The following is a 13,447-nucleotide window of genomic DNA, read 5'->3' as shown; positions in this document are numbered from 1 at the left end:
TCGTGAAATGGCGACCGTCAGCATGGGGTTGAAAGTGTTCGATTCGTTCTTATCCCGGCTCGATTCCATCCAATCTATCAGCAAGGCCGTCGACTTTGCTCCATGGTCGGATTCGATTGCGAATGCCGCATTCCATCTCAACCTGGCTAACGACAGCACCAAGACGCAATTGCAATTGCAGCAAAAGGTGTTGGCCGTTGCAGACCAGACGCGCCAGTCTTATGCGGCAACGGCTCAGTTGATGACCCGGCTTGGCGCTTCCGGCCAAAGCGCGTTGAAGGACAACAGTCCCGTCGTTTCGGAGGCGGCCAGCGCAAGCCCCGGCCAGAAGATGACGGATGCTCTTAACTCCGGGAGTCAGGGCGGAGACGGGGCACAAGCCACGGCGCCGTCTCTACCGAAGGCGCTAACCGAAGGCATGAACGCTGCAAAAAGCTTTGAACAAGCGATCACAAAGGCGAAGGACAAAACAGCGGAGTGGGTCTCTCAGTTCAATGAGGCGAGCGAGCCTATTCGGAAGGTGACCGATTCGATCGGGCAACTCATCTCCGGGTTGAACAAGGATCAAGGGAAAGGCCTGTTCAGCGGGTTGACCGGCGGCATTCAGGCGGTCTCGAATGCACTGCCGATGCTGGCCGTTATGGGCGTTATCACTTTAATCCTAACTTACCTTGACAGCCTCGGTATCTCGGCTCAACAGGTTGTTCAAGGGATCGTTGACTTTTTCAACTGGGCATTTGAAATGATCGGACAGGGAATCTCCTTTGTCCAAGGCATCGCCCAAGGAATGTGGGACGCATTCTTATATGCGCTTCCGGTTATCGCTCCGCTCGTCATTGGAATCGTAGCCGCCTTTGGCGCATACTATGGGATTTTGCTTGCGGTCAGCGCCGCTCAAGCCATCTGGACGGGGCTCGTCGCCGCCTATCGCGCGGTAGTGACGATGGCAACCGCGATTCAGTTGGGCCTTAACATGGCCATGTGGGCGAATCCGATCCCTTTCATGATCGGATTGATTGTCGGTCTGATCACGGCGCTTCTGGCCTTGATCGCCACTTTGCAGCCTGTTCGCGACTATGTCGCGAACACGTTCAGGTCGTTAGGCGAAATCATTGCTCAAGCGGCCGGTTGGATTATCGACGTCATTACAGGCTTCGTAAATGGAGCGATTGATGCGATTAACCTGCTGCTGTCGGGGATCAACAAAGTCATTCATGCTGTGGGAAACTTCCTGGGATTATCCGTCGATGTCGATCTCCAACTTGAGAAGGTGGATAGCAGCAAGTTGAAAGCCGAGATGCAGAAGGGCATAACCGGAACGTTTGACGCGGCAGCCAACTTTACCGAAAACTTCAATGTCGATAATATCAAGAAGAAACTAGGCCTCGACTCGTTGGGAAAGATGGGGAAAATGACAGACCAGCAGAAACCTCCCGCTCTCCCCAAGAACCCTTATGAGGACATCAAACTGCCGGGAACCCCCTTGTCCGATATCAACAAGGTGAACGAGGTCGGCAAGATCAACGATTCGGTCGACGTCTCCTCCGAGGACTTGAAAACGATGCGCGAGCTGGCGGAGATGAAGAACATTCAGAACTTCGTCACGTTGCAGCCTTCTCTTTCCTTCGGAGATACACATGTTCGGCAGGACGGCCGTTCGGTGGACGAGATCATCGCCAACATTTCGGACAGGCTGCACGAACAGATCGCATCGTCGGCTCAGGGGGTGTACGGTTGATGGCGTATGGCATTTGGCTGAGCTGGAACAGTCAAGAAGAGGGCTTCGACCTCCCGGTGCTGCCGGAGGAGATTGGAGTCAGCATGGGCGGGGACGGAGCCGGACACGACGTGTACGGTCTCGGTAAAATCAACGTCATCAAGGACCGCAATCTTGCCGAGTACACGATCGATAGCTTTTTTCCGGCGCAGAATTATCCGTTCGTGACCGCGACGGTCTTGCTTCACCCGAAAGCCTATGTCGATTACATTATGCGCTGGTGGGAGTCCAAATGGCCGATTCGATTCGTATACAGGGGTTCCACCATGGAAGTCAACACGGCGGCCAGCATCGAGTCGTTCGAATGGAAGGAACGGGCCGGGGCGGCGGGAGATATCGAGTATTCTCTTAAGCTGAAGGAATATCGCTTCTACTCCGCCCTGAAGCCGACCGTTAAATCGTCAGGCGGAGCGGCAACCGTAACCAAGTCGGCGCCGAAGCGGCCGGACGACCGAGTTCCGCCGAAGACCTACACCGTCGTCTCCGGAGATTCGTTGTGGAAGATTGCCCAGATGACATTGGGGGACGGTTCGCGATGGAAAGAGATTCAGAAGTTGAACAAGATCAGCGACGCTCAGGTCAAATCGTTAAAAATCGGCCAGACGCTGAAGCTGCCGGCGGTGACAGGCAGTGGCGGTTGAACTGCTGATCGACAATAAAAACGGCAACGTCTGGGACCTCTCCTCCATCGCCGAGAGCATCTCCTGGACAACTTCGCGCGTCGGCAAGCCCGCATCGCTGGAATTCAAGATCGTCAATGACGGGATTACCCAAGACAAGCAATTCACAATCAACAACGGCGACATCGTGCGGTTCCGTTTTGACGGGACCAACGTATTTTACGGCTATGTATTCAAGCTCGGCCAGAATGCGGATCAGGAGATCAGCGTGAGCGCCTATGACCAGGTTCGGTATTTGCTCAACAAGGACACGTACTCTTTCAAAAACATGGAGACGGGAGACATTATCAAACGAATCGCGGCGGACTTCCAACTCAAGGTGGGGCGCATCGACAGCACGGGCTACCGAATTCCCAAATTGAACGCAGACGCTCAGACGTTGCTTGATATCATCGAACAGGCGAATACGCTGACGCTTGGCAGGGCAGGTCAGTTTTTCGTTTTTTTCGACGACTTCGGTGCACTCTCGCTTCGCCGCGTTCGCGATTTTAACGCCGAGTTTTACATTGGCGACGGAAGTCTGTTGACCGGTTACGACTACAGCGAGGATATCGACAGCGACACGTACAACCGAATCAAGCTCTACCGGGACGACAAGCAAACCGGCAAACACACTCCTTACCAGACTCCCGTAAATCCGAATATGGGCAGATGGGGCATACTCCAGCTCTATCAGAGCATAGACGATGATTTGAACGCTGCGCAGATCAACGAGATGCTTGCCCAGCTTCTCGCCCTCAAAAATCGCGAGCAGCGCGCGCTGAAGCTGGATGCGGTCGGAGACATCCGGGTTCGCGCCGGCATGTACTTGCCGATCGTCATCAAGTCGCTCGGCATCGCTAACCTAGTGATGGTCGAAGAAGTCAAGCACAGCTTCGACGGCGCCGAGCACACCATGTCCATTACATTGAAGGTGATATGATGCTTGAAGCCATTAAAAAGGCTGCCGTCGACGCGGTCACGGCATCCAGTCCCACGTCCCTCCTTTTTGGGACGGTGACCCAATCGGATCCGCTAGAGGTAAACGTTGATCAACGGTTTACGCTCGATGCGGATTTTTTAATTGTTCCGGAATCGCTAACGCGCTATGAACTCGATCTGTCTCATTCCCACACGTACACGGACGACGGTGCCTCAGGAACGACAGGAGCGGCGCTGGCCGAGAAAGTCGTCATACGAGAAGGACTGAACGGCGGAGACCAGGTCATTCTCCTTCGCTGGCAGGGCGGGCAGCAGTATTTAATTTTGGACAAGGTGGTGGTCAACCCATGATACCGGCAGGCGGCCAGATCACGCCCGATACCGTGGAAGCGACGCTGCCGTCGAGGACGTGGCGGCTCGATTCGGACCGCGGTCGCGCGGCGGGAATGATCGACGAGCTGGAGGCCGTCAAGCAGGCGGTCCATAAGATTCTCCGGACGGAGCGTTTTTTTTACCTGATCTATAATGCCGATTACGGTTCCGAGCTCTCCGGATTGTTCGGTCAGAGCTCGGGCCTTGCCGATTCCGAGCTTCGCAGGCGGGTACGCGAGGCTCTGACACAGGACGATCGGATCCGCGACGTCGTCGACTTCGACGTCTCAATTAGCGAGGACAGCGCGACTGTCGCTTTTACGGTGATCTCGACTTACGGCGATTTTAGAAATGAGGTGACGACCCGTGTATGAGTCCCAAACGGCCGACGCCATCCTGCAGCGAATGCTCGATCGCGTCCCGGACGACATCGACAAGCGGCAAGGCTCGGTGATTTACGATGCGCTGGCGCCGGCGGCCATCGAGCTCGCGCAAATGTACATCGAGCTCGACTTGAACGACAGTCTCTCTTTCGCCGACACGGCCTCCGGGGACGATCTCTCCCGACGCACGGCCGAGTTCGGGGTGAATCGGCAGTCGGCCACCGCCGCTCGCCGCGAGGGGCGTTTTTATGGGACTGGCGATGTTCTCCTGGACGTTCCGATCGGCAGCCGATTCGGCATTCAGGACCTAAATTACGAGGCCTCCGCCAAGATCGGCACCGGCGTCTACTCGTTGGAGTGCGAGACGGTCGGTATTGTCGGCAACCAGCTTTTCGGCACCCTGCTGCCGATTCAGTTCATTAATGGACTCGTTCGAGCAGAGTTGGGCCCGGTTCTGGTGCCCGGGGAGGACGAGGAGACCGACGATGCGCTACGCCAGCGTTATTACGAAGAGGTCAACAATCCTTCGTTCGGCGGAAATGTGGCCGACTACAAAAAAACGATCGGTGCGATGGACGGCGTCGGCGGCGTCAAGGTTTATCCGGTCTGGCAGGGAGGCGGGACCGTCAAATGCACGATCATTGCGTCGGACTGGTCCGCTCCTTCCGCGCAGCTCGTAGCGGATGTACAGGCCGCTGTCGATCCCACGATCAATAGCGGCCTAGGAAACGGCACAGCCCCGATCGGGCATAAGGTGACGGTCGCCGGAGCAAGCGCCGTTACGGTCAACGTCGTGACGACGGTCACGTTGGTCGACGGCGTAACCGTCGGTCAGGTTCAGGCCCCCATTGAGGCCGCCATTGGCGACTATCTGCTCGGCCTCCGCAAGTCCTGGGCGGCGCAGGATCAGATTATCGTGCGCATAGCGCTAATTGAGGCGGCGATTCTGACGGTGCCCGGCATGGTCGACGTAGGCGGCACGACGCTGAACGGCATTGCGGACAATCTCAAGCTCGAGAAAGATGAAATTCCGATGCTCGGGACGGTGACGATCCATGTCAGTGACTGATCACATCATGAAATATCTGCCGTCCTATTACCAGGACATCGAGGACTTTACTGCTATGGCCGCTGCCGAGAACTCCGAATTCGACAGCCTCGACACGGACGTTCAGCGGCTGCTTGATGATCAATTCGTCCTGACGGCCAGCACGGCGGCAATCGCTCGTCGGGAGGCGATGCTGGGTATTCAGGCGGACCCGTCTAAAGAAACGTTGGACTTTCGCAGGAAAAGAATCCTTAACCGTTACCAGACCAAGCCTCCGTTCACGGTTCGGTATCTCCAGCAGCAACTAGATCGATTGGTAGGCCCGGGGATGACGGTCGTTTCCGTCGACGTGCAGAATTTTATTCTCTACGTCACGACCAACATCGAGAACGCGAACGTGTTCAAAGAAATCATCCGGACGGTGGAGATGGTCAAGCCTGCGAATATCGTCTACCAGCAGAACACGGCCTTAAACATTACGCTCGAATTGGACGAATCCATTTCGAGGCAAACCATCGACTGGAATTACAAGCTTGACGGCTCTTGGAATCTCGGGGAGAAAGCTTTTTCGACGCTTGGAGTGGAGGTGCCCGTTATATGATCGAACCGAATCTTTTGCATGATGTCGCCACATACATTGACGGCCGTGTGGCAAAAGTTGTGCTCAACGGCAGTTATGAGATTGTGAATTTTGAGGTGAAGGAAGTTACGGATAACACTTTAGCTCTGAACTATATCGTACCGATAGCTGATGTGCAACTCATTACTCAGATCGACCTGCAAGATGCTTCGGGGACTGTTTTGACCAGCAACCCCGTCAACGTGCCGATCTCGTCAGACACGCTTATTTTGCAAACGATCAACGTGAAGGAGGGGACGAACTGATGGCAAAGACAGACTGGAGCAGAGACGACAAAGTTCAGCCTGCCGACATGAACCAGATCGGTACAGAAATAAATAACAAGCTTAACGCCTCCGCTTACACGGCCGCCGATGTCCTTGCCAAGATCAAGACAGTTGACGGGACAGGCAGCGGGCTGGATGCCGACATGGTGGATGGCTTGCATACGACAGAAGGCAGCATTAACGGCTCTATTGCGGTTAGACGTGCAATCGACGGATTTATTCAGGCAAACGGATTTAAGTCAACGGTCGCTAATGGCACTGCCCCGATAGGCGTAACATCTTCAACGATGGTTCCAAACCTTAACGCCGAAATGGTAGGCGGAAAGCACGCGAGCGATTTTGTGGGGAAGGTTGCGTCCGCAAGCGAAGTAAGCATAACGACAACCCAGCAACAGGTTGTGGGCTTTACGCCCGCGGCTCAGGGGAATTTCGTTGTATATGTATATTTGCGTGTTACTAGTTCAACAATCCTTTCTGGTAGCGTGCTGTATGCAGACGCGACTGGATACCAAACATCAAATTTCGTCCAATCTGCTCCCTTTGATGTCGGAAGCTATAGCCTATTCCCTATCTACTTCAATGCTACTGCACAATTTATTCAAGTGGTATTTACGTCCAATGTTCCGGGGGCCGTAAAAGTTTCCGCTTCAATCACGGAGGTGTAAAATGTCTCAGTTATGGCTTCCGGGAGACGCTACGCCCGCAGACGTGGCGGAAGGTAAATCATTTTGTGCAGGGTCGTACTACAATCGCGCGGGGACATTGCAACAAACTACCACGGTCGAAAAAATGGACCTAATTGCAAATATTATTACCAATACCACATCGAATGTACAGGGAACTATTACACTTACAAATGTAACATTCACAACGATAAATGATGTGGCGATAAAAATGACATCGGGAACCGTTACAACAAGTATGACAGACAATGCAAGGTGGTTCCCTGCTGCATTTAAATCGATATCTCCGCCATCATTAAGGGGATATTATAATTCAATGAACAATAATCAGGGTGGAAGTGTCGGGTTCGAAATTATGTCTGCTACTGTCAACGGAACGTCCATCACGGTAACGTTTCATTTTTATTCTACTAGCGGTCCGGCGATAACCTATGCAGGAGACACAATGGAATTTGCATGTATGGTAAGAGGATTGGTATGATGCCTAATACGTACGAGGAACAAATGCGGCTTATCATCATTGCGGATTGCCAGGCGAATAATATTCTCCCGTCCGTCATGATGGCGCAAGTGTAGTTAACAGTTTCGCAAACGCTTGGTAATTTGAGGTCGGGCAAAAGCTCGGCCTCTTTATGTTGGGGAAGGTGGGGCGCAGATGCCGGAAAATGAGACGAACGAAATCCTTCAGCGATTGACGCGGGTAGAGACGAAACTGGATTTGATGAACAACGCCCGAGAAATTGCCCAAGAAGGTGTGATGCTTGCGAAAGAAGCGCACCACCGAATCAAGGAGCTGCGGGAAGAATTGAACGCTTATAAGCAGACGGTCAAATGATTGATCGGAACGACAATAAGCCTCGGGAGTATGACAATCGCTGCCGTAGGACTCTTAATCAAGGCGGTGTCTTGAAAATGGATGGACAACTCTTCACCTGGCAGGCGCTCTCCGCAATGGGGGGCGCTTCTTTGTTGACGTTCTTTGTCGTTCAGTATTTTAAAAAGCTTCTCGATCGGTTTGTTCCAGGACTCCCGGCTGTAACAAGGCGCTGCAGGTGTTGCTGGCGTTGATGATGATTGACTACCTGACAGGCGTCACTGGCATAGCAAAGACCAAGTCGATCAACAGCGTCTTCACCTCTTGTCCGCAATTGCCTTGCTTGATCGACAGAAATGTCAAACAAATCGGCTACTTTTTCCAATAAGCAGTTTTATTGAGGGACTATTGTATGATGTCTTGTCGCTCCTCCTGTCGGTCTTATTTCAACCCTTCACCCAACCGATTCTCCAGCCTTCCTTCCAGGCTTCAGCTTCTTCCTTTGCCCACTTCACCCACACAGGCATCATTTCATTTCCACTTTTGCCGAAATCGCCTCCAGCTCCGTACCGGTTGTCGTCTTCCAGAAGCGCCGTGTAATCACCCTAGATCCTCGAAGTTTCCCGAACCGGACCGGTTTTCTTTTCCCCACCATATCGCTCCCCTCCCTTATTTTGCTATGATTATTCCAAAATGAGAGACGGAGCGCCGCGAATGGAACAAATGAGAGTCTACGACAACGAACTGGTACAAGTATTCAAAGAAGCGGAGTCTATCGTCGCCTCTTTCCCAGCACCTCTCGCGTTATACGGCCACCAACTGCTCCGCCGAATCAACCCGCAAAGCGAAGCCGGTCGCTCCAACATGCTGTTCGGCCTGCTTCCATTTTGGCTGCGGGAACGCTGGGGTGGATCGCTGGACCTATGCCGCGATCTGGCGGTCGGGAACGTCTGCGCGACGCTGCATTTCTCGCTCGTGGATGACGCGATGGACCGGGGGCCGGACAACGGACCGGGCACACGGCTCTCGCTGGCGCTTGGACAGTTGTGCCAGGAGGCATTCCGGGAGCGGTATGGCCGACATTTCCCGGACCGTTCCCCACTGTGGGAAAGATACCGAGCCTATGTCGCGGATTGGGCCTCTTACGTATCGCAAGAAGGGTCACGCCTGCGGGCCGATCCCCGCGAACCGGCCAAGCTCGCAGCCAAGTCAGCCCCCCTCAAAGTCAGTGCAGCAGCCATCCTGCTTGCCACCGGGCAAGAAAAGGAGCTTCTGGAGCTGGAAGAGGCGATGGACCTGGCGCTGGCGGTCTTACAGTTGGCCGACGATTGGGCCGACTGGAAGGACGATCTCGCAGAGGAGTCCAGCAACGCCTTCCTCGTGCTCGTCCGGGAGAAGCTCCACCTCCCCGACGGTCAGGCCTTAACGGAGAGAGCGGTCAAACAGGCGATTTTTCACCATGGGGCTCTTGACGCTCTTGGAGAGATAGTGGACGGATACGTGACGCGACTCCGAAATAACGATACCGCCCCCAATTTGCTAGTCTCTTTCACCGTAGGCATCGCCGAGGGAATTCGAGAGGATGCCCGGCGGGCGGCGGAGACGGTGGATCGTTTGGCGATTGGGGGCGGATGGTCCTACTTTTTGTCGAATTTTTCCTGAAAAATAGAGACTATTGGACGAGGTCCATGGTATGATGGAGGTGGTATTTGATCCGAAAATTGGAAAGGTCGTGTTCATTTTGTCGCTGGAATCGTTGAAAATTCGAGTTATCAAGAAAGCCTGGACCGATCCTGAATTCAAGAAGAGCCTGCTTTCGGATCCGAAGAAGGCGCTCCAGGAAAGCTTCGGCCTCGCCGTTCCGGAAGGAATCGAGCTCAAGGTCGTAGAAGAGACGCCGTCGTTGTACTATTTGACGATTCCCGCCAACCCGGAAGACGTAACCGACAGCGAGGACAACCTCAAAGAAGTGTGGTAATCGCCTCGCCGACGATTAGGACAGCAGAGGGAACCGGACGGTCGCTTCGGTTCCTTTTCCTTTTTCGCTGCGGAATTCGAGCGTCCCCTGCATCGCTTCGATAATGCGGAACGTGACGGTAAGACCCAGTCCTGTGCCTTTCGTCTTAGTTGAGAAATAAGGGACGCCAAGCTTGGCGACCTCATCCGGATTCATCCCATCCCCGTCGTCCGCGACTCGAATGCAGACGAATTTCCCTTCCGAATACGCATGAATCTCGATCCGGCCATCCTGTTTGATGGCTTCTATACTATTTTTGACAAGGTTGATGAAAGCTTGCTTGAACTTCGAAGAATTGCCTTTGATCGCCAGCCCTTCCGATGCGTTCAGCGTCAGAACGCCGCCGTGCAGCGTCGTCAGCGGGGTCATCATGCTCTCGATTCTCGTCAGTTCCTCCCTCACATCCAGCGACTCAAGCTGATCGATCTCCGGCTTCGCGAAGGTCAGGAAGTCCGTAATGATGCCCGAGGCCCGATCCAGCTCATTGATGGCGGTCGTGAACAAAGGCTGGTGCTTCTGGTCGGACCGTTCCGTCAACAGCTGCATGAAACCTCGTGTGACTTGCAAAGGATTGCGCACCTCATGGGCGACGGAAGCGGCCAGGTCGCTGATGACCTTCAGCTTCTCCGTTCGCTGAAGCTCGCGATTGAAGAGCTCCAGCTCTTTCGAATACGTCAGCAGCGTCGCATAATCGGCCGCGATCCGCCGGGCCAGAATAATGACCAACGACAAGATCAGAAGGACGACGCCGATTTTCCAAAGGAATAGAATGTACTGCGTACCGCTCGCGTAATAGAGAATCAGATCGATGATGCCGAGCAGCCCGAGCTGGAAAATGCCTGCCGACAGGATCAGCGAGTCTCTGTTCCCCGACATGGCGTTGCGCAGCGAAAACGCGATGATCAGGTTGAGCTGGACCAGAATGACGACGCCCAGAACGACGAGGGTGAACAGATGGTAGACGGGATAAAACCGCTCGCCCACGATGTGGTAGACGATCATGACCAATGTGCAGAAGATCGAGTAGGCGATCTGAAATTTTCGATATCTGGCGAACAGCCGCACTTTTCCTTCAAAAACCCAGTCGATATAGTAGCTTAACGCCGGGAATAAAGTGAACAGAGCCAGGTCGAACAGCACCAGAAGCCAAGACCCGTATTCCTTGAAAATCAGATAGGGAAGAGGAGAATAGCCGATGATCAGCGTACCGGTGGACAGGGCGATCAGGCAGAGAGAGATCCAGGACTTTCTCTGTTTGCGGTTCAAATAACCGGAGCAGACCAGCATGATCAACGCGAGAAAAGAGATGCAAGTCCCTAGCAGCACGTCCGGCAGATCCTTGCGCACATACCGTTCCGACAGGCCGGCGAAATCGCCGATGCGTATCGGCGAGATCATTCCCGCCCGATGGCCCGTCGTCAGAATGCGAATATCATACTCCGTCGCCCGCGAAGCCGGGGACAACGGAACGAGCATTTTGTTCAAATCGAACGCGAAATCCCGTTTGGCCTTGTAGACCAACTCGCCATTTTCGTACACGGCGAGATCGCGCCCATACAGGCGTTGAACGAGCAACCCCGGGCGGCTCCATCCATCGGTAGGAGGAACGGTGAGGCGGACCCAGGCGCCATTTGCCCCTTTCGGAAGATCCGTCAGCGGATGATCGGCGTTCGCCTCCAGCCAGGCGCCATCTTCCGAAGGTCGGCTGGAGGTACTCTCGCGATCCGACTCGATCCACTGAATTTGCCAATGCCTGATGACTTGATCGTCTGCATTGCTGCCGGCATGTGCGGACGGAGTCAAACCGAGAAACCATACTGTCGCAACGACCAACCAACCGGCCGCGACCCAACCGCGTCGCCTGCTCATCATCCACCTCGAACGATTCGTAAATGAGACTAAATTCCCCCTCTTAATTCGACATTAATTTTGAGGATCCTTTTTTGGCCGATCCATTTGAATCTTTGAAATAAGAAGAACAGAATATATTTCTTTGTTCAGAGAATGTTCATTGGACGCAAGTAGAATAAAAAGATAGTTGTGAAAATAGGCAAAGAGTGTCGAATCGGCGGGGAGGAGGATCAATAGGGAAGTCTTTGCTTTGACCGTATTTTTTTGCAAGTAATACTAATTGAGAAAGGAATTGCGGCTATGAGCAGAAGTAGGTTATTGTCTTTTAAACTACAAAAACGAATTGTTATTCAATTGACTTTACTTGCACTAATTTTCTTTCAGTTTCCATTCTTTACGGGGCTCGCCCATGCTACTGAACCGGAAAATGTTCTATTAGTCCCTCTTAACGATTCAGATTCCATGAGATTTCAAAATCCCGTACTGATCTTTGGAACAGCAGGTGCAGTGGATTCGCGATACAAATATACAAATGTTCTTTCAAAGAACATAAATGGTTCAAATGTTCAAGTCGATGCGATCGTCACAATTAAAGAAATTGTGAACGGGGCGAAACTTAATAGCAACCTGATTGATATCGACGATAGCTCAAGCACACCTAAAAATAGATTCAACCCGCAGCTTAGCACACCAAATGGTGACGGATCGATCCAATTTCAATTTGATTTTGTGACGGGTTCATCGGAAACGCCTGTACTTCTTCAAAACTTTTATATGACCGCTGTGGATATAGACGGAGACGGTGGAGGTGGTAAAGAATATATCGGAGTCTCCGGTTATTCGAGCTATACCGTTGATGGCCAAAACAAGCTCCAAATTACAGATGCTACTCCTTCAACCGGCTGGACACAATTTATGGGAATACAAAAATCTTTGCAAGATGTATATTTTGAAAATACGGCGTCTTTTTTTGCTAACTTCCGTGCGCCTGTTAGCTCCGCCAAAGTGATTATTGGTTTTAGCGGGAATGGGAACGGAAGACTGTTTTCGCTAAATTTTGGAGCGAAGGATTTCTCGAACCCAGCGCCGGATGCAGGTGCGCTATATCCCCATCCTAACACCACGAATAATCCGGATTCGCCTCAGAACATAACAGTAGACTTGGTGGATGGCGAAGACCACCTTTTGTCGCGACAGGACGATGATCTGTCTAAGGCGGAGATTCGAGGTACAACGGAAATAACTGAGGCAGGGCAAACGGTCACGATCACCGTGACCCAAGAAATATCCGGCCAAATCAAGAGTCTGGTATTTAAAGCGACTGTTGATTCCGAAGGAAAATATAAACTCTTCGATGTCGATCTGTCATCGCTGTCGGATGGTCCCTTTACTGTTACGGCAAGCGTTGTTAATGAAAAGGGAAGCCCATCCGAGCCGGCGGTGGACGAATCTCAGATCAATCACACCCCATCGGGGAAAGATGACTCCTTTACAACGACGGAAGGACAACCCGTAACTGGGCAATTAACAGGTCAGGATGAGGACCCGGATAACGATTCTTTTACTTTTGACATAGTGGCGAATCCAGAAAAAGGAACGCTTCATTCCTTTGACCCCAATACTGGCTTGTTTACCTATGTACCGAATGTTGGAGTTGTTGGAGCGTCAGACACGTTCACCTACACTGTTAGCGACGGCACGTATACATCTCAACCGTACACGATTACTATTAAAATAAATGCGAAACCCGTTGCAGGTGATAAAGAAGTAGAGGTGGAGCAAGGCGGTAAACTTGAAAACCAAGCGTTTCCTGTAACGGATGCAGACGGCGATTCCTTGACGTATCAGTTGGAGGAAGAGCCCCTAAAGGGCACAGTTACATTTAATTCGGATGGCACGTATACATACGTACCGAATTCGAATTTTATTACGGGAGTAGACAGTTTCTCGTATACGGCTAATGATGGTACAGAAGTTTCAAACGTCGGCAAGATT

The 13,447-nt window shown here is 52.6% G+C and carries 14 protein-coding genes and 1 pseudogene; 14 read left to right on the top strand and 1 reads right to left on the bottom strand.

All coding sequences use genetic code 11. The annotated features are described in order from the left end of the window. Positions 1–7 precede the first annotated feature (7 nt). The 13 genes from H7C18_RS19890 (at position 8) to H7C18_RS19825 (ending at position 9,562) form a co-directional block, all read left to right on the top strand. The gene (locus H7C18_RS19890) at positions 8–1,738 is read left to right on the top strand and encodes a phage tail tape measure protein (RefSeq protein WP_185130832.1); all 1,731 of its coding nucleotides are present in this window, start codon (positions 8–10) and stop codon (positions 1,736–1,738) included. Beyond that, positions 1,738–2,418, top strand: a complete 681-nt coding sequence (locus H7C18_RS19885; protein WP_185130831.1) for a LysM peptidoglycan-binding domain-containing protein — start codon at positions 1,738–1,740, stop codon at positions 2,416–2,418. The genes H7C18_RS19890 and H7C18_RS19885 overlap by 1 nt, the downstream gene beginning before the upstream one ends. Further along, the gene (locus H7C18_RS19880) at positions 2,408–3,379 is read left to right on the top strand and encodes an XkdQ/YqbQ family protein (protein ID WP_185130830.1); all 972 of its coding nucleotides are present in this window, start codon (positions 2,408–2,410) and stop codon (positions 3,377–3,379) included. The genes H7C18_RS19885 and H7C18_RS19880 overlap by 11 nt, the downstream gene beginning before the upstream one ends. Continuing rightward, positions 3,379–3,729: a DUF2577 domain-containing protein gene (locus tag H7C18_RS19875; RefSeq protein WP_185130829.1), complete on the top strand. Its 351-nt coding sequence runs from the start codon at positions 3,379–3,381 to the stop codon at positions 3,727–3,729. Before H7C18_RS19880 ends, H7C18_RS19875 begins: the two co-directional genes overlap by 1 nt. Beyond that, positions 3,726–4,124, top strand: a complete 399-nt coding sequence (locus H7C18_RS19870; protein ID WP_185130828.1) for a DUF2634 domain-containing protein — start codon at positions 3,726–3,728, stop codon at positions 4,122–4,124. The genes H7C18_RS19875 and H7C18_RS19870 overlap by 4 nt, the downstream gene beginning before the upstream one ends. Continuing rightward, positions 4,117–5,202, top strand: coding sequence for a baseplate J/gp47 family protein (locus H7C18_RS19865; protein ID WP_185130827.1), 1,086 nt, complete (start codon positions 4,117–4,119; stop codon positions 5,200–5,202). Before H7C18_RS19870 ends, H7C18_RS19865 begins: the two co-directional genes overlap by 8 nt. Beyond that, entirely contained in the window at positions 5,189–5,782 is a 594-nt protein-coding gene (locus H7C18_RS19860; protein WP_202887175.1) for a putative phage tail protein, read from the top strand. The genes H7C18_RS19865 and H7C18_RS19860 overlap by 14 nt, the downstream gene beginning before the upstream one ends. Then, positions 5,779–6,066 carry a ketopantoate hydroxymethyltransferase gene (locus H7C18_RS19855; protein WP_185130826.1) on the top strand — a complete coding sequence of 96 codons (288 nt, stop codon included), beginning with the start codon at positions 5,779–5,781 and terminating at the stop codon, positions 6,064–6,066. Before H7C18_RS19860 ends, H7C18_RS19855 begins: the two co-directional genes overlap by 4 nt. Further along, entirely contained in the window at positions 6,066–6,752 is a 687-nt protein-coding gene (locus H7C18_RS19850; RefSeq protein ID WP_185130825.1) for a hypothetical protein, read from the top strand. The genes H7C18_RS19855 and H7C18_RS19850 overlap by 1 nt, the downstream gene beginning before the upstream one ends. A 1-nt stretch (position 6,753) precedes the next feature. Further along, a complete protein-coding gene (locus H7C18_RS19845; protein ID WP_185130824.1) occupies positions 6,754–7,251 on the top strand; it encodes a hypothetical protein in 498 nt (165 codons plus the stop codon). Between the two features lie 174 nt (positions 7,252–7,425). Then, positions 7,426–7,605 (top strand): hemolysin XhlA, encoded by a 180-nt coding sequence (locus H7C18_RS19840; RefSeq protein ID WP_185130823.1) that lies wholly within the window; start codon positions 7,426–7,428, stop codon positions 7,603–7,605. 693 nt (positions 7,606–8,298) lie between these two features. Continuing rightward, positions 8,299–9,246 (top strand): hypothetical protein, encoded by a 948-nt coding sequence (locus tag H7C18_RS19830; RefSeq protein WP_185130822.1) that lies wholly within the window; start codon positions 8,299–8,301, stop codon positions 9,244–9,246. A 31-nt stretch (positions 9,247–9,277) separates the two neighbouring features. Then, positions 9,278–9,562, top strand: a complete 285-nt coding sequence (locus tag H7C18_RS19825; RefSeq protein WP_238357817.1) for an NHLP leader peptide family RiPP precursor — start codon at positions 9,278–9,280, stop codon at positions 9,560–9,562. A 15-nt stretch (positions 9,563–9,577) separates the two neighbouring features. On the opposite strand, the gene H7C18_RS19820 is transcribed toward H7C18_RS19825, so the two are convergent. Continuing rightward, entirely contained in the window at positions 9,578–11,470 is a 1,893-nt protein-coding gene (locus H7C18_RS19820) for a sensor histidine kinase (protein WP_185130821.1), read from the bottom strand. A gap of 282 nt (positions 11,471–11,752) precedes the next feature. Here H7C18_RS19820 and H7C18_RS36080 point away from each other — a divergent pair. Then, a pseudogene (locus H7C18_RS36080) lies at positions 11,753–13,441 on the top strand (Ig-like domain-containing protein); the annotation flags it as partial. Positions 13,442–13,447 lie beyond the last annotated feature (6 nt).

It is taken from the genome of Cohnella zeiphila, from assembly GCF_014212055.1.
Lineage (GTDB): Bacteria > Bacillota > Bacilli > Paenibacillales > Paenibacillaceae > Cohnella > Cohnella zeiphila.
Note: the sequence above shows the minus strand (reverse complement) of the source record. Positions and strands in the feature narration are given on the sequence as shown.

What these genes read in the sequence shown, in the direction of transcription:
- H7C18_RS19890 (WP_185130832.1), top strand. Translation starts at nt 8, where the DNA reads ATGGCGACCGTCAGCATGGGGTTGAAAGTGTTCGATTCGTTCTTATCC.
- H7C18_RS19885 (WP_185130831.1), top strand. Translation starts at nt 1,738, where the DNA reads ATGGCGTATGGCATTTGGCTGAGCTGGAACAGTCAAGAAGAGGGCTTC.
- H7C18_RS19875 (WP_185130829.1), top strand. Translation starts at nt 3,379, where the DNA reads ATGCTTGAAGCCATTAAAAAGGCTGCCGTCGACGCGGTCACGGCATCC.
- H7C18_RS19870 (WP_185130828.1), top strand. Translation starts at nt 3,726, where the DNA reads ATGATACCGGCAGGCGGCCAGATCACGCCCGATACCGTGGAAGCGACG.
- H7C18_RS19860 (WP_202887175.1), top strand. Translation starts at nt 5,189, where the DNA reads ATGTCAGTGACTGATCACATCATGAAATATCTGCCGTCCTATTACCAG.
- H7C18_RS19855 (WP_185130826.1), top strand. Translation starts at nt 5,779, where the DNA reads ATGATCGAACCGAATCTTTTGCATGATGTCGCCACATACATTGACGGC.
- H7C18_RS19850 (WP_185130825.1), top strand. Translation starts at nt 6,066, where the DNA reads ATGGCAAAGACAGACTGGAGCAGAGACGACAAAGTTCAGCCTGCCGAC.
- H7C18_RS19845 (WP_185130824.1), top strand. Translation starts at nt 6,754, where the DNA reads ATGTCTCAGTTATGGCTTCCGGGAGACGCTACGCCCGCAGACGTGGCG.
- H7C18_RS19840 (WP_185130823.1), top strand. Translation starts at nt 7,426, where the DNA reads ATGCCGGAAAATGAGACGAACGAAATCCTTCAGCGATTGACGCGGGTA.
- H7C18_RS19830 (WP_185130822.1), top strand. Translation starts at nt 8,299, where the DNA reads ATGGAACAAATGAGAGTCTACGACAACGAACTGGTACAAGTATTCAAA.
- H7C18_RS19825 (WP_238357817.1), top strand. Translation starts at nt 9,278, where the DNA reads ATGATGGAGGTGGTATTTGATCCGAAAATTGGAAAGGTCGTGTTCATT.
- H7C18_RS19820 (WP_185130821.1), bottom strand. Translation starts at nt 11,470, where the DNA reads ATGAGCAGGCGACGCGGTTGGGTCGCGGCCGGTTGGTTGGTCGTTGCG.